16 protein-coding genes and 1 riboswitch are annotated in these 21377 nt (G+C 39.5%); of the genes, 11 read left to right on the top strand and 5 right to left on the bottom strand.

Features of this window, described 5'->3' with window-relative positions:
* Positions 1 to 52: 52 nt before the first annotated feature.
* The 3 genes from BG04_RS16285 to BG04_RS16295 all read left to right on the top strand — a co-directional run bounded on the left by BG04_RS16285 (position 53) and on the right by BG04_RS16295 (position 2793).
* Positions 53 to 472, top strand: a complete 420-nt coding sequence (locus BG04_RS16285; RefSeq protein WP_016763238.1) for a hypothetical protein — start codon at positions 53 to 55, stop codon at positions 470 to 472.
* A gap of 464 nt (positions 473 to 936) precedes the next feature.
* Complete coding sequence (bluB, locus tag BG04_RS16290) at positions 937 to 1590, top strand: 5,6-dimethylbenzimidazole synthase (protein ID WP_013055676.1); 654 nt, start codon at positions 937 to 939, stop codon at positions 1588 to 1590.
* Between the two features lie 168 nt (positions 1591 to 1758).
* Positions 1759 to 2793 carry an AI-2E family transporter gene (locus tag BG04_RS16295; protein WP_016763239.1) on the top strand — a complete coding sequence of 345 codons (1035 nt, stop codon included), beginning with the start codon at positions 1759 to 1761 and terminating at the stop codon, positions 2791 to 2793.
* A gap of 298 nt (positions 2794 to 3091) precedes the next feature.
* On the opposite strand, the gene BG04_RS16305 is transcribed toward BG04_RS16295, so the two are convergent.
* Positions 3092 to 3970 (bottom strand): LysR family transcriptional regulator, encoded by an 879-nt coding sequence (locus BG04_RS16305; RefSeq protein ID WP_034653997.1) that lies wholly within the window; start codon positions 3968 to 3970, stop codon positions 3092 to 3094.
* A gap of 161 nt (positions 3971 to 4131) precedes the next feature.
* Between BG04_RS16305 and BG04_RS16310 the strand changes: the two genes are divergently transcribed.
* The 8 genes from BG04_RS16310 to BG04_RS16345 all read left to right on the top strand — a co-directional run bounded on the left by BG04_RS16310 (position 4132) and on the right by BG04_RS16345 (position 14110).
* Entirely contained in the window at positions 4132 to 5112 is a 981-nt protein-coding gene (locus tag BG04_RS16310; RefSeq protein WP_034653995.1) for a zinc-binding dehydrogenase, read from the top strand.
* A 236-nt stretch (positions 5113 to 5348) separates the two neighbouring features.
* Positions 5349 to 5927 carry a DedA family protein gene (locus BG04_RS16315; protein ID WP_016763242.1) on the top strand — a complete coding sequence of 193 codons (579 nt, stop codon included), beginning with the start codon at positions 5349 to 5351 and terminating at the stop codon, positions 5925 to 5927.
* A 515-nt stretch (positions 5928 to 6442) separates the two neighbouring features.
* A complete protein-coding gene (locus BG04_RS16320; protein WP_013081987.1) occupies positions 6443 to 7339 on the top strand; it encodes a shikimate dehydrogenase in 897 nt (298 codons plus the stop codon).
* Positions 7340 to 7974: 635 nt separating this feature from the next.
* Positions 7975 to 9279, top strand: a complete 1305-nt coding sequence (locus tag BG04_RS16325; RefSeq protein WP_013081988.1) for an MFS transporter — start codon at positions 7975 to 7977, stop codon at positions 9277 to 9279.
* Between the two features lie 111 nt (positions 9280 to 9390).
* The gene (locus tag BG04_RS16330; RefSeq protein WP_034653994.1) at positions 9391 to 10599 is read left to right on the top strand and encodes a CaiB/BaiF CoA transferase family protein; all 1209 of its coding nucleotides are present in this window, start codon (positions 9391 to 9393) and stop codon (positions 10597 to 10599) included.
* Complete coding sequence (locus tag BG04_RS16335; protein WP_034653992.1) at positions 10599 to 11555, top strand: hydroxymethylglutaryl-CoA lyase; 957 nt, start codon at positions 10599 to 10601, stop codon at positions 11553 to 11555. The genes BG04_RS16330 and BG04_RS16335 overlap by 1 nt, the downstream gene beginning before the upstream one ends.
* A gap of 151 nt (positions 11556 to 11706) precedes the next feature.
* Positions 11707 to 13155, top strand: coding sequence for an aldehyde dehydrogenase family protein (locus BG04_RS16340; protein WP_016763245.1), 1449 nt, complete (start codon positions 11707 to 11709; stop codon positions 13153 to 13155).
* Between the two features lie 91 nt (positions 13156 to 13246).
* A complete protein-coding gene (locus BG04_RS16345; protein WP_016763246.1) occupies positions 13247 to 14110 on the top strand; it encodes a sugar phosphate isomerase/epimerase family protein in 864 nt (287 codons plus the stop codon).
* A gap of 252 nt (positions 14111 to 14362) precedes the next feature.
* Here BG04_RS16345 and atzF read toward each other — a convergent pair whose 3' ends face one another.
* Genes atzF through BG04_RS16365 form a run of 4 tightly spaced genes read right to left on the bottom strand, consistent with a single transcriptional unit; the run spans position 14363 to position 21168 of the window.
* Positions 14363 to 16114 carry an allophanate hydrolase gene (gene atzF / locus BG04_RS16350; RefSeq protein ID WP_034653991.1) on the bottom strand — a complete coding sequence of 584 codons (1752 nt, stop codon included), beginning with the start codon at positions 16112 to 16114 and terminating at the stop codon, positions 14363 to 14365.
* A 14-nt stretch (positions 16115 to 16128) separates the two neighbouring features.
* Positions 16129 to 19740 (bottom strand): urea carboxylase, encoded by a 3612-nt coding sequence (gene uca / locus BG04_RS16355; protein WP_034653990.1) that lies wholly within the window; start codon positions 19738 to 19740, stop codon positions 16129 to 16131.
* Between the two features lie 16 nt (positions 19741 to 19756).
* Positions 19757 to 20410 (bottom strand): urea amidolyase associated protein UAAP2, encoded by a 654-nt coding sequence (locus tag BG04_RS16360; protein WP_013081995.1) that lies wholly within the window; start codon positions 20408 to 20410, stop codon positions 19757 to 19759.
* A 20-nt stretch (positions 20411 to 20430) separates the two neighbouring features.
* Complete coding sequence (locus BG04_RS16365) at positions 20431 to 21168, bottom strand: urea amidolyase associated protein UAAP1 (RefSeq protein ID WP_016763249.1); 738 nt, start codon at positions 21166 to 21168, stop codon at positions 20431 to 20433.
* A 47-nt stretch (positions 21169 to 21215) separates the two neighbouring features.
* Positions 21216 to 21330, bottom strand: a riboswitch (guanidine-I (ykkC/yxkD leader).
* Positions 21331 to 21377: the final 47 nt, after the last annotated feature.

Raw genomic sequence — 21377 nt, forward strand, 5'->3', positions numbered from 1 at the left:
CCAAGTTTTGTCATATGGTTGTATCAAGAAGCGTGTGTGAAGGGGGAACTTTATGAAGTTAAATGAAGTATTGCACCGCATCACAACTATTTATAATGAGTTAGAAGAAGAGTGCTTTCAATATATAGGGACTGTGATCAACGAAAATGCAGAGCTGGATATTTCTCGTCTTGAAGAACTAAGTACGCTGTTAAACTTCGTATATGAATGCTCGCAGGATGTATTAGTAGGTTCTATTTTAACAAAATTGGATTATGGACAACCCATTTATCAATTTGCTATGTTAAAGCCTATTTCCCTTGAAGGAAATGAAGATAAGTTAGATATTTTATATGAAGAAAAGGTAAAAGTAGAAAGAGCTATTCTAGATGTGTATACAGCTCAGCGAAAGAAGTTATTGACTCAAGCAGCTGAAGACTTAAAAGAACTGCACTACGAGCTGCAGACCTATGTGTATGCTTGCAACATATAAGTGAATCTGTTGAAATGGCAAGGCATATATACAAATAAAAGGGAACATGTTAGGATAAATAAAAAGAACTCCTAATCAAAGAGTTCTTTTTATTGTGAAATATATGATTTTGAACTAGTAAAGCATAAAGACGGTGGTAATGGCAGTTACCCTTTTCTTTGTGCTTTTTTTATCCGATTGTGTTGATGATACTGCTTACTGCGTTAAAAAAGTTCATAAGTACCTCGTTTAGCATGTAATATGCCTCCTCTCTTACTAAATATGTACAATCAAATTATCCAATTGTGTTAATGATGCTGCTTACCGCGTTAAATAAGTTCATTAAAACGTCGTTGAACATGTTTGCAACCTCCTTTATGATAGATTCATATAGTAATACGATAAAACATAAAGTTTGGATCACATTTTTTAAATGTTTTTTTAGAAAAATAGTTAAAAAGAGAATTTAATGGAGGTTAAAGAAGATGAATTCGTTTACAAACGACGAAAAGCAAGCGGTATACAAAGCGATTTATGGAAGAAGAGATGTACGAACATTTTTGTCTGATGAGATTCCGAATGAAACGGTCTATAACATTCTACAGGCTGCTCACAGCGGACCTTCCGTCGGGTTTATGCAGCCTTGGAATTTTATATTAGTATCTGATACAGAAGTGAAAAATAAACTTGCCTGGGCAGCAGATAAAGAGAGAAGGGCACTGGCTATTCATTATGAAGGTGAAAAGAAAGAAGATTTTTTAGAGCTCAAGATTCAAGGATTAAAAGAGGCGCCATTAACTATTTGCGTAACGTGTGATCCAACAAGAGGGGGCTCTCATGTTCTCGGAAGAAACTCAATTCCAGAAACCGATATGATGTCAACTGCGTGTGCGATTCAAAATATGTGGCTTGCTTCATATGCAGAAGGACTGGCAATGGGTTGGGTAAGTTTTTATAAGAAAAATGATGTACGTGACATTTTACATATTCCTCCTCATATTGATCCTGTAGCGCTCATGTCAATTGGCTATACAGATAAATACCCTGAGAAACCAATCTTAGAACAAGCTAACTGGGAAAAAAGAAGGGATTTAGACAAGCTAATTTATCATAATGTATGGGAAAATGAAAAAGAATAGTGGAGAGAAAATAAAGACATAATAAAAAGCGCCGAAATATAGTAAAATTTGAATATTAAATGATACACTATATATAGCGAAAGCGGATATGAGCGTCTAGCGTATCCGTTTTATTTATATGTATACAAATGACTTGGGAAAAAGAGAGATAGGAGAATTGAAGGTTTCATGAATATTGCAAGAAGTTGGCTTCACAACAAACTTACTATTCGCATCATTACGCTTATTATCATTACAGTTTTACTTGTCAGCATTAGAAGTATGCTTCAGCTGCTGTTATTTACGTTTATTTTTACCTTTTTAATTGGTCGTTTTCAACAAACGTTAAGAAGAAAGCTTCCGCTTAATTCAACGCTTATACTCATCGTCATCTATATCGCACTGATTGGGGCCCTCGGTATTGTAGGATATGTATACATCCCGGTTATTATGACGCAAGTTACCGAGCTTGTACAGAAGCTGATGTATTTTTACAAGCACCCCCCTGATAATACATTCGTCACCTATATTATCGATAATCTAAAGAGATTCAAATCACCGGAGAATATTCAGCAGAATATTGATTTAGTATACAGCTATTTATCTAATATTGGAAAAGTAAGTGCACAAGTTTTCTTAGCACTCTTGTTAAGCCTATTCTTTTTACTTGAAAAGTCGCGGATTCACCGATTATTTGTCCAATTGGAACAATCTAGGCTGGGCTGGTTTTTCAAAGAAGCGGGCTATTTGGGGAGAAAATTTGTTAATTCCTTCGGCAAGGTAATAGAAGTTCAGTTTATTATCGCTTTTGTGAACAGCATTTTATCCGTTATTGCGCTGTGGGTGTTAGGGTTTCCTAATTTGCTTGCACTTGGCGTTATGGTCTTTCTACTAGGGCTAGTGCCGGTTCTTGGGGTATTTGTTTCACTCATTCCACTTTGTACAATCGCTTACAGTTTAGGAGGCGGTGTAAAAGTACTATCTGTGTTAATTATGGTGGTAGTACTTCACGCACTTGAAAGCTATGTATTAAATCCAAAGCTCATGTCATCTAAAACAAACTTGCCAACGTTCATTACGTTTATCATTTTAGTGTTTGGTGAACACTTCTTAGGCGTATGGGGGCTGATTCTTGGTATTCCTATTTTTATTTTCTTTTTAGATTTAGTAGGAGTAGATTCAGCACAGCAACTGTCAAAAAAAGAAGAGGCTGGGACAAAATGATTTTAGACGAGGTGAAAAACGAGCCATTAATCAACATGTTTGACTAGTGGTTCGTTTTTTTTTGTTATAGTGAATGTAGGTTTCATCTGTTTTCGTTTCTTCTAGCAGTTGATTGGAGGGCAAGGTGAAGACTCCTACGGGAAAAGCGGAACAGGTGAGACCCCGCAGGAGCGTAAGCGACGAGGAGGCTCAGCGGCCGCCCGCGGAAAGCGAAGCCTTGCATGGAAATCAACTGCGGTGTCACAAGCGGTTCAGCTCATGTATCCTGTTTGTTCGTCTTTAGAATGGATTCATGTCATTATTTCTCAACCTCTTCTTTTTTTAACGAGCGTATCGTTTTTTGAATGATTGGATGATCTCGATGCTTAAGTTTATAAGCAAGAAAGATCTGATTTTTTACCGCTAAATGTTCAAGTTCAATTTTCACCTTTTTTTCTCGGAGCGCTTCTTGAATCAAATAGCGGGGAAGCAGGCTGATTCCCATGTGGTGCTGAATGGCTTTTAACACCGTTTGAAGATTTGGAATTACATGATGAGGCTGAATTTCAGGTCGTTTTTTAAAATGCTGCCGCCAAAATCTCCTGATAATAGGAAGTTCAAGACCATAGCTAATCCACCGCTGATTATATAAAAAATCTTCTACGTCTTTACTAGCTGTCATTTCAAAAGAAGGAGGGACGGTTAAGACAAACTCTTCTTCTTCAATGACCGTATATTCAATTCCAGGTATTTGCAATCTTTGGGTTGTAATCGCAATATCAATTTCGTCGCTTTGTATCTTTTCAAGCAAAACAGAAGCAATACCAAACTGGCTGTAGCAGCGGATACCTGCATCTTTTATTCTTTCTAAAGCTTGTTCGGTAAAATACTCTACGGGAGAACCAATTTTTACGACCGGCAGCGCGTCGGGAGATGAAGCGGTCATTTTTAGTTCAATTGAAGCAGCTTCTAGGCTTTCAATTAACGGGACAATACGCGTGTACAGTTCTTTACCTTTTTCTGTTGGAATCATCTTTCTCGGTGCACGGATAAATAAACCTTCGCCTATTTCAGCTTCTAAAGCAGCTAAGTGCTGACTCATGGCCGGCTGCGTTAAGATCCTCGCTCTGGCTGCTTCAGAAACAGATCGATATTTGTAAATGCTAATAAAGCTGCGATACCATTCAAAATCAATCATTTATGTCATCCTTTCTTATAAATTTATTTATGGATATCTATTTATTTTCTAATTTGTATTATAGACAAGCTCTCTTTAAAATAAAAATAGTAAGCAAATCATTTTTAGATAGAATAATTAAAGCAACGCTAGGCAAATGATTTAAAAAGGAGAGTTAGACTGTGAAAGCATTATTATTGCAAGATAAAAATAAATGGACAGAAATGAAAGTAGAAGAAATAGAAAAACCTCTTCCAAATAAAGGGGAAGTAGTAGTTGAAGTTCACGCAGTGGGACTTAATCCCGTAGATTATAAAACGGCTACTAACGGAAACCCTCATTGGACATATCCTCACATTCTAGGTTTAGATGTAGCTGGGACAATTGATGAAGTTGGAGAAGGAGTAGTTGACTGGAAAAAAGGAGACCACGTTGTCTATCACGGGGACTTTATGAAAAAAGGCGGATATGCTGAATATGCGGTTACGACTGCTCATTCAATTTCGCGCATTCCTCATGCTGTTACATTTGAAGAAGCTGCTGCTTTGCCTACTGCAGGTTACACAGCTTATGAAGCACTATTTCGTAAACTTCCAATGAACCATATTCAAACCATCTTAATTCATGGAGGAGCTGGAGGCGTAGGAGGCTTTGGCGTACAGCTTGCTAAAAACGCTGGAAAAACCGTTTTCTCAACAGCTTCATTACATAATCATGAGTATGTGAAGTCGTTAGGAGCTGATTATGTAATTGATTATCGCGAGGAAAACGTCGTGGAAAAAGTATTGGAGCTGACAAATGGCCGCGGCTTAGATGCTGTGCTTGATACGGTGAGCGCAAAGAACGCAACGGATTCTTTAGATATGATTGCCTATAGAGGACATTTAGCACATATTGCTGGTGCACCTGATTATACAAAAGTAAAGCCTTTTACAAAGGTGATTTCTTATCATGAAGTAGCTTTAAATGCTGCACATCACATTGATGACATGATTGCGCAAGCGGATTTAGCAAAAATGGGTGATGAGCTTTTAGCATTAGTAGCAGAGAAGAAAGTAGCTCCGATGATTGAGCGCATCATCTCGTTAAAAGAAGTGCCAAGTGCATTAGAAGAGCTATCAAACCGCCATGTGAAAGGGAAAATTATTGCTAAAGTTAAATAATAGTAGGACAGAAAAGACTCTTTTATTACAACTAATAAAAGAGTCTTTTTTCTGCTATTTTCTTTTTTTGCGTTACTTCACTTATAAACTGCATATGATAGAAGATAATCAAATATAGCAAACGGGTGCGTATGAGCTTTTTTTACTAGTAAAATTGCTTTGAAATCGTGAAATTTTGAATAGTTTGAGTTATGATGAAAGAACGTGAAATTTGTATGATTGAAAGGAGAAAAAAGGTGCAAGGGTTTATTGATTTTGTACAAAATTTAGGCATAGTGGGCATCTTTATTGCTACAGCAATCGAAGCTGCGGCAATTCCTTTTCCGTGTACGTTATCGATTTTGCTTATTGGCTCGGTGCTGCAGCTCTCAATATGGAAAATCCTTATTGTTTCAGCTGTCAATACCGTTATTTATATCGCATTCAACTATATTCCGTTCGTTATGGGATACAGGTTTGAATCTATTACCAAGCGCTGGTTTGGTGAAAAAAATATAAAGCGTGCCCAAAAATGGTTTCATAAATATGGAAAATGGAGTATTACGATTTCTCGTCCCATCAGTATCGCAAACTATATAACCTATTTGGCAGGTCTTAGTAAAATCAAATCTAGGGACTTTGTTTTATACAGCACCTTAGGCATTTTTCCGTGGTTTGTTTTTTTGCTCTATGTAGGAGGACTTGGAGATATTGAAAAAATCCAAAAATATTTGCATGATGTTGATCGTTTAATATTTGTTATTCTTATAATCGGAGTGATAGTTGGTGCAGGCTGGTGGATGAAAAAGAGAAGAGAAAGCCACGCTCAAGAATAAAGCTATAATTATGGTTATAGCTTTATTTTAATATAAAGAAATTCTTTAAATAAAAAGATTTTTCTGAAAAGTAACAAAAAAACATTTTTCCTTTTAAAAAAATGTGATACTATGATACATAAGGTCGCTAAGAGTTGTCTTGGTTCACCGGGTGTTTACTGCATTCATTTAATAAAAGAAGCCAGGTATAGGTGAAAGCTTTGTTTCTAGTAATGTTGAGAAATGCTGCCTTGGGAAGGGAGGTAAAACGTACAGTACGTGTCAAACTTATGTTATTAAAGTCGTAAATTTGTAAGCGGTTTCTTTATTTTTACATGTGAGTAGAGCAGCTTTGGTTTTGAATGCAGCTTGTTACGGGTTTGTTGAATAGTCAGTATATCTTAAAATTAGATCGATCTAATTACCTGTATTATATGAATTCGAAATGTGTTTGATTGTAAATGAAGATAAGCTGAAAAAGTACAGGTTAGGTACCACAAATATTTCTGAATTTTAATAAAACAGGAGGTAAAATCATGAAAAGCGTAGGGCGTATTAATGGTAAAACTCAGCTCATCGGCCTTTTAGCAACTCCAATTGGACATTCATTGTCACCATCTATGCATAATATGGCCTTTAAAAAACTGGGATTAAATTATGCTTATTTAGCTTTTGAGGTAGGAAATGACTCGTTAGAAGATGCAATTAAAGGGCTGAGAGCGTTAAATGTTAAAGGTTTTAATGTATCCATGCCCAATAAGACAAAAATTCTCCCGTTTCTTGATGAATTAGCAGACAGCGCCAAATTTTCAGGAGCTGTCAATACCGTCGTAAATGATAATGGCGTACTAGTTGGGCATAGCACAGACGGCATGGGTTACATTCGAAATTTAAAAGAGCACGGCGTGGATATCACAGGAAAAAAAATGACGTTGATCGGTTCGGGTGGAGCAGCGACGCCTATTGCTATTCAAGCAGCTTTAGAAGGGCTTGAAGAATTAACAATTTTTGCTCGTCATGATGAATTTTATTCAAAAGCTGTAGAAAACGTAAAAATTATTAATGAAGAGATGAAACATGTTTCATGTAAAGCGAAGCTGTATTCTCTTGAAGATACAGACAGGTTAAGAGAAGAAATTAAAACGAGCGATATTTTGACAAATGGAACAGGAGTGGGAATGAAACCGTTAGAAGAATTCAGCATTATTGAAGATATATCAATGCTGCGTCCGGATTTAATTGTAACCGATGTCGTGTATATGCCTATGAGATCAAAACTGTTAGAACAAGCTGAATCAATTGGATGTCACACCATTAATGGAATAGGAATGATGATCTGGCAAGGGGCCATGGCGTTTGAATTGTGGACAGGAAAAGAGATGCCTGTGGAGTATATTAAGGAACAAATGTTTGAACCAAGCTTACAGTATTAAAAACGCGTATCTTCAAATCTTACTAGAATTGTACGAATGAAGTGTCTGTATTTTCTGTTTTTTTAACGCGATAAGAGAAATATTTGTAAAATTAATACAGTTATTTTTGGATTTATTATATTAAAAAGTGTTTATTTTAATTTTCTAAAAATTAAAAATATATATTGCGCAGGCAAATGTAATTCAGTATACTAAAGCTCAAGTTTGAATTGATTTTATATTAGGCTGTGTCAAAATACGACGCTTCGCGAAAAAAGGCAGGTGTTACAATGAGAAATTAAAAAAGCAGACGTTGATCATCATGTTCGGATATTTGAGTAGATCATAAAATATAAGCACCGTTCCGCAATATGTGAAGAGATTTCCGCTGGAATTAGATCGTTCTAATAAAAATTTATTAGATCGTTCTAATTAGAACTTTCTATTAATCTTTTTAGTTTCACTAATAAAATGTTTTTACGAAAGGATAAAAGAATAAGTAAATAGCTAGAGGATTAGGTTTTCAGCATTGCCATCTTTCAAATTGAGTTCAGACAGACTTTATGTAAGCAAGTAATTATAAATGGGATCTGAGCAAAGAGATATTTTACAAAAATGAAAGCGCATACTTAAAATCTTATGAGTGAGGGAAAAGAATGAAAAAACATCGTTGGTCGATTGTATTCTTGATTGCGGTTGGTGTAGTTGTAAACTATTTTGATCGAATTAATATGTCCATTGCTATGCCATTGTTACAAAAAGAATTTAACTTGACAGCAGGTCAGATGGGGATTTTCCTATCAGCATTTGCATGGTCTTACGCTTTACTTCAACTTCCTATAGGGCCTTTGCTAGATAAAATAGGCGTAAAATGGGTAACGCGTGTAGCGACCGTGATATGGACAGTAGCTTGTCTTTTAACTGCAGTAGCAAATGGATGGGGGTTAATTATTTTATCTCGAGTGCTGTTAGGAGTTGGAGAAGCACCGTTCTTTCCATCTGCTGCTAAAGCAGTTAGCCATTGGGTTCCGCGTCAGGAACGCGGAAAAGCTATCGCAGCTTATGATTCTCAATCCAAACTTTCCAACGCCATCGGAGCGCCTATATTAGCACTAATTGTAACAGAGTGGGGCTGGCGAGGCGGTTTCTTAGCAACTGCTATTCTTAGTTTCATATATGCTATTGTTTATTGGATCTGGTATCGTGAACCTCATGAAGATGAGCGTTTGACGAAAGAAGAATATGACTACATTGTTCAAGGCGGTTCTCAAAGTTCAGAAGAAGTTAAAGGCAGTGCAATGGAGAACATTCGATATTTGCTAACTAAAAGAAAAGTCTGGGCAGTATTCATTGGATTTGCGGCATACGGCTATTCATGGTTTTTGTTCTTGACTTGGCTTCCTGGATATTTAGCAACAGAAATGAACATGTCTATTTTAAAATCAGGCTGGTACTCGGCCATACCGTGGATTGTAGGTACCATTACTGAAATAGTAATCGGGGGTTGGCTTGTTGATCGTCTTATTAACAAAGGGTATAACCGGACGCGTGTCAGCAAGTTTTTTCTAGTAATAGGTATGGTATTTGGTTTGTCAATTATTGGGGCAGCGTTTACTCACAGTGCGAACGTAGCTGTATTTTGGATTTCAACAGCACTTGGAGGTCTTGTTGTCACATCTGCTGTTGCCTACAGCATTCCTACATTTATTGCACCAAAAGGAACGGTAGGAACATTAACGGGACTTTTAACATTTGGGAATAACTCGATGGCTATTGTTGCACCTATTACGACTGGGTTTATTGTTCAAGCCACGGGTTCATTTATGTATGCTTTCCTTTTAGCAGCTGCTTTTTTAGTGATTGGAATTTTAAGCTATACGTTCCTATTAACAGATTTAGACCCGATTGAAAGCAAAGAGTCTATTCTATTAGAAGAAAAAGAGTTAACTTTAGAAAAATAAATCATCTTAATATTTCGACTAATGATATTCATTTTTAACATATCAAAGGAAATCTACTAATTAATTATCTTAATTAAGCATACAAACAGTTATTACCGGAGGGGATTCAACGTGTTAACCAAAAATTATGGACCTTTAACAGGAGTTCAAATAATAGATATTTCTACTATGATTGCTGCTCCCTTTGGAGCTACTTTACTAGCGGACTTGGGGGCGGAAGTAACCAAAATTGAGCTTCCGGGAAAAGGAGATACGCTTCGGACTGTAGGGCCTTGGAAAGGGACTGAACCTTTAAGGTGGCCCGGACTTGCTCGCAATAAAAAGTCTGTTACGCTGGACATTCGATCAGAAGAAGGAGCAGAAATTTTCAAAAAGCTAATTAGTGGCGTAGACATTTTAATTGAAAATTTTCGCCCGGGTACACTGGAAAAATGGAACTTAGGATATGAAGAGCTTAAAAAAGTTAACCCTAAGCTAGTAATGGTGCGCGTATCAGGTTATGGACAAACAGGTCCTTATCGAGAGAAAGCTGGATTCGGCACACCGGGGACAGCATTTAGCGGACATACCTATTTACAAGGATATTCAGATCGTCCGCCCGTCAGTCCTTCTTACTCTTTACTAGATTATGTAACGGGCATATATACCGCGTTCGCTTGTGTAAGCGCTATCTATCATAGAGATGTGCACGAACAGCCGGAAGGTCAAGTAGTAGAAATGGGATTATATGAATCTATTTTTCGAATGATGGAGTTTTTAATCGCTGAATATGATCAAAACGGAAAAGTAAGAGAGAGAAGCCCTGGACTTGCAGGTCACTCAAGCCCAGCAGGCACATATGAAACAAAAGACGGAAAGTTTGTTGTATTAGTATGCAGTACAGACTCTACCTTTGATCGTCTTGCAGAGGCAATGGAAAGAAAAGATATGTTAAAGGATCCGCGATACTATACAAACGTAGAGCGTCTAAAGCATGATCATGAAGTTCAGGAAATTGTATCAAATTGGATTAAGTCCTTCACTCAAGACGAGCTGCAGGTAAAGTTAGATTCATTTGGCGTGCCAGTTAGCCCTATCTACAGCATTGAAGATATATTTAATGATCCCCAGTATAGAGAACGAGAAAACATTGTAGAAGTAGAGCACCCCCGCCTAGGGAAAATTAAGGTTCCGGGAGTAGTGCCAAAGTTTTCACATACACCGGGAGCAATTCGTCATCGTGCCCCTGAATTGGGAGAACATAATGAAGAAATTCTAGGTGGAAAACTGGGGTTATCAAGTGAAGACTTAGCAGTGTTAAAAGAAAAGGGGGTTATTTAATGAATACTATTCAAAAAATAGAATTACCGGAAAAAGTCATAATCTGTGAAGTAGCCCCAAGGGATGGGTTTCAAGCTGAACATGAGTGGATTCCTACAAAAGAAAAAATATCTATTATCCGTCAGCTAGCCAAGACAGGCATTCAATCAATGGAAATTACATCTTTTGTACATCCGAGAGCGATTCCTCAGTTAAAGGATGCCGAGCAGGTCGTAGAAAGTGTTCAAGATTTAACAAATATCAAATTTCGCGCGTTAGTGCCGAATGTAAAAGGTGCACAGAGAGCCATTGACGCCGGAGTGAAAAAGTTAAAGCTTATGCTTTCAGCTACAGATTCTCACAGCTTGTCTAACGCAAATTGTTCTGTAGAAGAAGCCCAAAAAGGTTTTTATCCTATTATCGAATTAGCGGAAAAGCATAACGTTAAAGTGGGAGGTTCAATTTCGGTAGCGTTTGGATGTCCTTATGAAGGAAAAGTTGCTATAGAACGCATTTCTTCTATTGTAGAACGATACAGAATGATGGGTGTCGAAGAAATTTCTTTAGCAGATACAACAGGGATGGCAAATCCTCAGCAAGTGTATCGTATGCTAGGGTTTCTTAAACAAAATTATCCCGGCATTATTTTCTCCATGCATTTGCACAATACGAGAGGAATGGCATTTTCTAATGTAGTGGCTGCTTTGCAGCAGGGTGTTATTCATTTTGATAGTTCTATTATCGGGTTAGGAGGGTGTCCTTACGCTCCAGGTGCCACTGGAAATATAGCTACAGAAGATCTGGTTCATGGATTAAGTGAAATGGGAATTCATACGGGCATTGATCTTAACAAGCTTATTGAAGCAGCAAAAGAGGTGAAGCAAGTAATTGGTCATGACGGTGGAAGCTATATGCTGCAAGCAGGTCCTTGTTCAGAACTTCATGCCAAGCCAAAGGTTCAAGAGAAATTAGTATAACTAAGCCGTGAACATGATAACCTTTTAGGAGGTGATGGGAGCGTTTAAATTAAAATAAATTAGATCGATCTATTTTCCTCTCATGTAAAAACGTTCAGGCCTTGTTTTATATAAAAGTTTGTTTAATAAAAATGAAAAGTTGGTGCTAAACATGATAGAAACTATTCAAAAGAAATCACAGCCTTATATTAACGGTGGATGGATTATTGAAGATCGAGAAGTTGCTTTAATAAAAAACCCCTATTCTGGAGAAGTCATAGGTGAGCAGCTATTAGCGAATGAAGAAGATGTTGAAAAAGCATTAGCATCAGCCTATGAAGCAAAAAAACATGTCGCCGCCCTTTCTTCTTACCAGCGTTCTAAAATTTTAAAGAAAGCGGCTCTATTACTAGAACAAGAGAAAGAAAAATTTGCTCGACTTATTTCTTTAGAACTAGGAAAGCCTTTGAAAAATACGCTGGACGAAGTGGCCCGTTCAATCGAAACATTGGAACTGTCAGGGGAAGAAGCAAAAAGATTGATTGGTGAAACATTGCCTGGCGATGTTTCAGAACGTGGTGCACAAGCTATTGCATCTACTTTTCGAGTGCCCGTTGGTGTTGTAGCGGCTATCACACCGTTTAACGCTCCTTTAAATCTTGTATGCCATAAAATTGGGCCGGCTTTTGCTGCTGGGAATAGCGTGATTTTAAAGCCTTCTTCGCAAACAACTTTAATTGCAACAGAGCTCTTAAAGCTGCTGCTGCGGGCAGGATTTCCTAAGGATGCTGTAAATATGGTGCTTGGTCGAAGACAGGTTGCACAGCAAATTGTAAAAGATGATCGCGTGAACATTATTTCATTTACAGGTGGAACGGTAGCTAGTAAAAATATTTGTGAGCTAGCTGGAATGAAAAAAGTATTGCTAGAGCTAGGAGGAAATGCTGCAACGATCGTCCATAACGACGCAGATTTAAACCGTGCTGCGGCTATGTGTGCTAAAACCGGATTTAGCAATTCCGGTCAGAGCTGTATCTCTGTTCAGAGAATTTATGTACATCAATCTGTGGTCTCTGAGTTTACCAATCTTTTAAAAGAAGAGGTGCTGAAACTTAAAATCGGAGATCCCTTATTGCCTGATACGGATGTAGGGTGTGTAGTAGATGTCCATGCAGCTGAGCGAGTGACGAGCTGGATTGGCGAGGCCGTACAGTCGGGGGCACAAGTGATATGCGGAGGAAAGCGCCGCGGAGCTACGGTGGAACCTACCGTTCTACTAAACCCTTCTAAAGAAAGTAAAGTTATTTGTGAAGAAGTATTTGGCCCTATTATTAGTATTGTGCCGTACGATACGATTGAAGAAGCTATTGAAGAGACAAATGATTCTGCTTTTGGTCTTCAAGCAGGGATTTTTACGAACAAAATGGATTTGGCTTATAAAGTAGCTCATTCTCTTGAAATGGGCGGTGTAGTTATTAATGGAACATCTAACTTTAGATTAGATCATTGGCCATATGGCGGAGTGAAAAACAGCGGTATTGGCAGAGAAGGTCCACGTTACGCCATTGAAGAAATGACTGAAACGAAGATGATTGTATTAAGACTGCCTACAGAGAATTAAAATCAAATCAATATGTAGGACGTTTATAAGCATATATCGTCATTTTAATTAGATCGATCTAATTCGTTTGAATAAAGGAGGAAGTTATAAAATGCCTAATCAATTTTCCCTTGCGTATCTTACTGTTCTTGGATGTTCCCCGCCTGAAATGACGTATATGGCTGCGAAGGCAGGATATGATTTTGTTAGTTTAAGGCCTATTTACATGGGGTTGCCTGGAGAGCCTAACTATGCGTTAGCTGAAAATAAGCAGCTGATGCGAGAAACAAAATCTGCTATGTCAGAAACAGGAGTGAAGCTTCTTGATATAGAGTTAGCACGTATCTATGAGGGAGTTGATCCAAAACGTTACTTACCTGCAATGGAAGCAGCTGCTGAACTTGGAGGACGTCACGTTCTTAGCAGCATTTGGACGGACGACCGCAATTTTGGTATCGAATGCTTTGCTGAACTCTGTGATCTAGCTAAGCCTTTTGGGTTAACCATTGAATTAGAATTTGTTCCTATTGGGAGCGTATATAACCTTAAAGGCGCAATGGATGTTCTTCATACGGCTAATCGTGAAAATGCAGGTCTTATGATTGATATCCACCATTTTCATCGATCAGGAGATAAGGTGGAAGATTTGGACGACGTGCCTCGTGAGTGGTTTCGCTATCTTCATCTTTGCAATGCTTCTGCGGAAATTCCGAGTTCAAAGGAGGAAATGACTCGAGTTCTTAGAGAAGAACGATTGTATTTAAATGAAGAAGGTATTGATGTTGCAAGTATTATTAATCGTATCCCGCAGGTTCCTTATTCCATAGAGTTGCCAAATGTAAAACGTGCCAACGAACTAGGATATGAAGAGTTTGCGCGCCAATGTTTACAAACTGCTAAACAATACTTAGATAAGCATCCGCGCAAGAAGTATGTTTCTCATCAAGATCAGCTGCGTTTCCATTCTACACGATAGGTATTCTGGAGAGCATTGTGCAGCTTACCTTTTAGGTTTATTTAATTGAAGTACCCCTACTTAGCAAGCTTAAAGTGGGGGTATTCTCTGTTAAAACGGTAAACGTAAGAATCAAGAATAAATATAAAAGTGTGACATCATACATTCACTTTGTCATAATTAATGCTAAGTTCTTATTTTTATATACAGTGAAGGTTTGATGAAAAAGAGCTGCTGAGAATGTACTCAACAGCTTAGTAAATAATCGATTTATTAGGAAGTTGAGAGAGCCCGCCAGCTTCTATAAGACGTAATATCCTCCGCATCTTCTGTCGCATGAGCTTCACAAAGAAAACCCGCTACTTCACTGCCGTCTTCAAGAGTGATTTTGCCTAGTCCGAGAGGAGAAGGGATAGAATCGGCAAAAGAGCCGAGTAGTGATAAAGGCATTTCCCAAAGTTCAACCTCAATTTTTTCTCCTTGTTGCTGTGTTCGCAACAGCCCCGGTTTTGCTGGAGAAGTAGGCAGTTTAAAAAGCTGGTAATAAGGAGCGGTTTGGTCTTTTCGTACGAACGAAGCTCCGTGTTCACGCATTTGAGATTCAAGTGGAAACCCGCGCATATGCAAACCGCAAACAGCTACTAATGTTGTATCTTTTTTTGAATCAGCCGTTCGTTCCCCATTTAAAAACAATTCGCTGAGTCCGCAAATGAATTGTTCGCCGTCAAATGTAGAGAAAAATGAAATGCCAAACGGTAAATCAAGATCCGCATCTTGAGATGGAAGAGAGACAGCACACAAGTCGAGTAAGTTACAATGATTTGTAAAACGCCCCATGTCACTGTTTGTTTCAATTGGATTTTCTCTTACTTGTTCCCGCGTCCACGTTCCGCCTGCTGTCGGCATAACAAGAACAGCATTTTTAAGTTGATGATATGCTTTATGTTTAAAGGATTGAAGCTTATGTGAAGCTTGAAATAAAGCAGCAGCATCATATTCTGATTTAGCTCCTGAACGAAGCACTTGCTCGGTTACAGGAAAGACTGTTTCTTCATGAGAAGTGATAAATTCTCCTAAGTCAGCCCAGCGCTCTGCTACGTAAGGGCCGTCATATAATAAAGCAGCTGCTTTACTTAAATACGAGCCGTCAATGTATTCGATGGGAATAGATAAATCTTCAATCTTTTTCACAGCTTGTTTCCACGCTTTTTCGTACTGCTCAGCAAACGGCCCGTAAAACGAAAGCGGTTCTTTTACCATATAAATTTTTTCAGGAAGCGCCGAAGAAGCCCGAACAACAGAGCGTGACCATGGGTCTCGATCGTCTACTCCTCTAATAATGGAATCTACAAGCAGTACGTCACTCCATTCATGAGCAAAAGCAGTGACGCAGTCTAAGCTTTTACATGCCGGAACTACACCTGCAGATGACCAAGCTCCGAGGGAAGGTTTATAGCCGATTAGACGGTTTAAACCAGCTGGAACCCGCCCTGAACCTGCTGTATCGGTGCCTAAAGAAAAAGCAGCATGCCCCCGAGCTACGGATACAGCTGATCCTGAGCTCGATCCGCCGCTAATGAGCTCTGGCTTTAACGCATTGTGCGTTTCGCCATATGGGCTCCGTGTACCGACCAGTCCTGTAGCAAATTGGTCCAAGTTGGTCTTTCCAAGAGGAATAGCACCTGCATCGATAAGGTGTTGAACAACCGTAGCATGTTCAGAAGGGATATACGTATATTCTTTACATCCGGCTGTCGTCGGTACATGTGCTACATCGATATTATCTTTAATGGCGAATGGAATTCCCCACAAAGGCAACGCTTCAGGGCTTAGCGTAGCTAAGCGATCCAGATAAGGTTTTAACTCATCGAGTGTAGGAGGGGTAATCCAAATATTCATGTCTTTGTCAGCTTCTACACGCGTGAAAATTTGATGTACTACATCTTCCGGAGTTAATTCTTTTTTGATATACATATTACGTAACCATTGAACCGAAAATGTTTTAGGCAAGCTCACTGTTTTCATTGTATCCACCGTCCTTAATGAGTAATTGGAGCAAAGGCTTTTATACCGGCAATCAGCTGTCCAGCTTGTACTTCATCGCCGGGTTTTACATGAATAGAACTGATATATCCATCCATAGGTGCTAGCTGCGGAAACTCCATTTTCATGCTTTCTTCGATAATTAACGTATCGCCTTTTTCAACTTTTTGTCCTTCTTCTACAAGAACTTTCCATACGCTTCCCGGCATTGTACAGCGCGCGGCTTCCGTACCTTCGGGCAGTTCTTGTTCCGTAATTTCAGCTGTTTCATGTTCAGAGACGTACTCAGCTAAACCAAGTGCTTTCCAATTTTCTCGTTCTGTTTGAAAAGCACCCTGCTGGGTATGACGAAAAGCAGCTGTGCTTTCTTCAATGGATGAAAGAAAATCTAAATATTCTCCAAGTTTAAACGTTGTCTCCGTAATATCTGCTTCAAATCTCCCACGAAGGAAATCTTCGCGCAGTTTTAAAAGCTCGTCTGCTTCTACTGGGTAAAATTGAATTTGATCAAAGAAACGAAGAAGCCACGGTTTTCCTGTTTCAAAACTTTCCGTTTGACGAAGTCGGTTCCACATTTGAATCGTGCGTCCCACAAATTGATAGCCGCCAGGACCTTCCATTCCGTATACGCACATATACGCACCGCCAATACCAACTGCATTTTCAGGCGTCCATGTACGGGCAGGATTATATTTCGTTGTAACTAAACGGTGACGAGGGTCTAGAGGTGTAGCAACAGGTGCGCCTAAATATACATCTCCAAGCCCCATTACAAGATAATTAGCGTCAAATACAATTCGTTTAACATCTCCAAGGTGGTCCAGCCCGTTTACTCGGCGAATAAACTCTAGGTTGCTTGGACACCATGGTGCATCTGGACGAACGTTTTGCTGATAGCGTTCAATAGCTAATTGAGTTGCAGGATCATCCCATGAAAGTGGAAGTTTTACAATACGAGACGGAACTTCCATTTCTTCAAGAGGAGGAAGCGCACGATCAATAGCTGAAATGTGCTGACAAAGTTCAAGAATAGATATCTTTGTTGCATCAATATGAATTTGAAGAGAACGGATACCAGGCGTTAAATCTAGAACCGGTAAATCCTCACGCTTTTGGATAGCTTCCATTAAAGCATGTACTTGGAAGCGAAGCAGCAGATCAAGCTCCATTTCTCCGTATTCCACAAGTATATTCGCATCGCCTGAGCAGCGGACGGAAAATGGAAAGCGTCTATTTTCCGTTTCGTTAATCAGCAACGGATAATCGCTTTTGAGCGGCTGTGCTACTGGATTTGTAAGTACAGGAAGTGATGCAGATGTTCCGATATGCTGCAAAAAGTCTTCCTGAGTACATTTGAGTTTTTCAGCTTGTTCAAGGTCAATTAATTTAAACGAAATTTTATCTCCGGGATGAAGTTGTCCTATTTTCCAAAACTCTGCTGAAGCGGTGGTAACAGGGCAAACAAAGCCGCCAAGACTCGGACCGTCTGGGCCAAGTAAAATAGGCATATCTCCCGTTAAGTCTAAGGTGCCGATGGCATATGCGTTATCATGAATATTTGATGGATGCAAACCGGCTTCTCCTCCATCTTCACGGGTCCAAAAAGGAGAGGGGCCTATTAACCTCACGCCTGTTCTAGAACTGTTAAAATGAACTTCCCACTTTGTATCTGTTAGCTGCTGTAAATATTCTGGCTGTAAAAACTCTTCTGTACAATGAGGGCCGGGAATTACTCCGATTGACCATTCTTTAGACATGGCTGGCTGATAGGGAAGGGCAAGTTCATTTTCAACGTGTGAGTAGTCAGAGACACGCAGTACATCTCCCGTACGAAGTGCTCTACCGCCGTGCCCTCCGAAGCTTCCTAGTGTAAAAGTAGAAGAGCTGCCTAATATTTTAGGCATATCAAGTCCGCCGCCAATCAGTAAATACGTACGCATTCCTTCGGTTGCTTCACTAAATGAAAGAATTTGTCCCGGCTTTGCTCTAATGGTCTTATACATAGGGATTTCAGCTTCGTCTAATGTAGCATGCATATTAGCACCCGTAATGCAAAAAGATAGATTGTCTCTAAATTTATAAGAGCCGCCTCGGAGAGTCATTTCAATCCCTGGTGCATCCGGGGAGTTTCCGAGAAGTTTATTTCCTATGCGAAAAGCAAAAGGATCCATTGGACCGCACGGAGGAACCCCTACGTTCCAGTGCCCGGTGCGTCCCGGATAATCTTGAACAGTGGACTGAACGCCTCCGTCTAAGACTTCGAGTGCTTGTTCGCTCGGATTATATGAGTTAAGCATTTGAGTATACACGTCGCCTGTTTTGCACGCTTTTTCTTCTAGCAGTCCCTGCAAGTATTGAAGATTAGTAGTAACGCCGTATAATCTTGTTTCTTTTAAAGCAGCGCTCAATTTTAGAAGGGCTTCTTCTCGTGTTTTTCCATGAACGATAATTTTAGCCAGCATAGGATCATAAAGTGATGTTACAGTAATCCCGTCTCGTATCCACGTTTCAACTCGAGCACTTTTAGAGAACATTGCTTGGTCGATTTGCCCGCCGCTGGGACGAAAATCATTTAAGCAATCTTCTGCATAAATACGAGCTTGGATACTGTGACCTGAAGGCACAGGAAGCAAAGAAGGAAGGTTTACTAGCTCATCGCATGCTTCTTTAAGCATCCATTCTACTAAATCAACGTTTAACACTTCTTCTGTAACGCCGTGCTCTACTTGAAGGCGAGTATTTACTTCTAAAAAATAAAATTTCTCCGCTTCGGCGTCATAAAGAAACTCTACCGTTCCTGCGCTTCGATATCCGACTTCTTTAGCTAGTCGCGTAGCTGCTTGCAGCATATTTTCCCGTATATATGAAGGGAAGTTTGGAGCTGGGCTTTCTTCAATTACTTTTTGATTTCTTCGCTGAATAGAGCAGTCGCGTTCTCCTAAAGCCACTACTTCTCCAAAAGAATTCCCGAAGATTTGAACTTCTACATGGCGAGCTTTTTGAATGTATTTCTCTAAAAAAACACCGCTGTTTTTAAAGTTTGTTTGTGCTAAATGGCAAACTGAGTCAAAAGCTGCTTGAAGCGCTTTTTCATCTTGGCAAACACGCATTCCAATTCCGCCGCCGCCAGCCGTACTTTTTAACATAACGGGATAGCCAATCTCTTCAGCAGCACATATAGCTTCTGATACATCTGTAATAAGAGGTGTACCGGGCAGCAAAGGCACATCGGCTTTTTGCGCAATTTCCCGAGCTGAATGTTTTAATCCGAATATTTCCATTTGCTGAGGTGTAGGACCAATAAATACAATTCCTTCAGCCTGACAGCGACGAGCAAATTCCGCGTTTTCGCTTAAAAAACCGTAGCCTGGATGAATAGCTTCCGCGCCTGTTTTCTTTGCAATATCTAGAATAAGGTCTTCGTTCAAATAACTTTCTTTGACCGGGCCGCTGCCAATTAAAATGGCTTCATCTGTTTCATCAACGTGCAGGCTGTCTTGATCAGCTTCTGTATAAACAGCTACAGATTTCACTCCTAAATGTCGTAATGTTCGCTCAATTCTAACGGCAATTGCTCCTCGGTTCGCAATTAATACTTTTGTAAACATAGATGAACACTCCTTTTTATAATGAATCCCAAATAACTAAGCGAATAGGGGTAGGGTTATAATCGTTGCACGGGTTGTTAAGCTGAGGGCAGTTGCTGATCAATACAAGTGTAGGATTGATAGCTTCCATTTCTACATAGTATCCAGGGGCAGATACCCCGTCGTTAAACGTTAATCCGCCGCTTGGGGTCACAGGGACATTCATAAAAAAGTTTACGTTTGGTGCTAAATCTCTTTTGGTGTAGCGGCTATCATATTTTGATAGCTGAAGCATAAATGTATCTCGGCAGTTATGCATCGGAAGCGTGTCATGTGCATAACGTACGGTGTTGCTTTGTGCCGAACAAGCTCCGCCTAAGGTGTCGTGGCGTCCGCACGTGTCAGCAACAATTTTGACTAGTTCTTTGCCAGATTGAGAAAGCAGCACTGTGCCAGTGGATAAATAAATATTTCCTTGATTAGCAATCGTAGATACTGCACTGTAATGATCTTCTAGGTTTTCAGCATCAAAGAATAAAGTATCCGCTGCCTGATTGCCTTCTACATCTATTATTCTAAGAGTTTGGCCTGGTTTAAGTTCGTGCATCCAGCCGTCCCCAGCCAGTACCGTTTCATCATAAATTGCGTTCTCTATTTTTCTGTTGCTTTCCACTCGATTAAATACAGCCATTATAGAAGCCTCCTTCATTTTTAAATCCTTGATAATGTTTTATTTCCAAGCAATAGGTCATAAGACCATGTGTTTTCAAACGCTCGTTTATTTTCAGGTCTAAAATTTAAACAGTAGTCATCTGAGCTTACAGGAGCCGCTTCATCTACGGTTATTTCAATTGGAACAGAAGGATACGTTCCGCTCGGGTCTAAAGGGTTAGGTGTATTAGACAGTAGAAAGAGCAAATTCATTTCTGTTCTAAGCGTAATAAAATCTCCTTTTTTACAATGAGAAGAAACAAAATTCATATTGCCTTCTTCGTCGCAGTATACTTTTGAAAATAAGTTAAGATTAGGGACTAAATCCCGTGGTGTTAAACCGTTACGCAAAAGCTCCATTGAGAAGTTTTCTTCGCCATTCCTTCTCCATTCATTTCGGGATTCTTGATAAGTAGATACACCGTATTTTTGATGAGTTAAGCTGCGCGTAGTGTAGCCTGAAATGGTATCATGCCAGCCGGTGGTATCAGCAGTGATGCTTGCAAATGCTCTGCCGTTGTCACTCATCAGAACATGTCCTTTTGTTAAGTGAGCAGTGTGCTGAGCTTTTAAGGTATCGGGCATGTTGTATCGTTCTGTTAAATCATAAGCGTTGTATAATAGTAGGGATACATTTGCACCGGATTCTTGTGCAGTAAACGTCACTGATTTTCCTCTTCCAATTCGGCCTGACCATTTTCCACCAGCCGGGATTGTTTGCTTCCAGATAGAACTCATAAAATAACCTCCTTAGAATAAAAAAAGGATAAAAGCCTGGGAGAGTAGTCTCCCAGGCTTTTATCCTTCCGTGTTATACAGCGTAGCGCTATATCGCTCTCTCTCGGACCAGTCTTTAACATATGTTAAACGGTGTTAAACGGAACCCTAGACAGCTTTTTTGTTCTTAACGGCTGTAAGAACCTTTATCCATTTGTGGCTTTCGATTA

Source organism: Priestia megaterium NBRC 15308 = ATCC 14581 (assembly GCF_000832985.1).
GTDB classification, from domain to species: domain Bacteria; phylum Bacillota; class Bacilli; order Bacillales; family Bacillaceae_H; genus Priestia; species Priestia megaterium.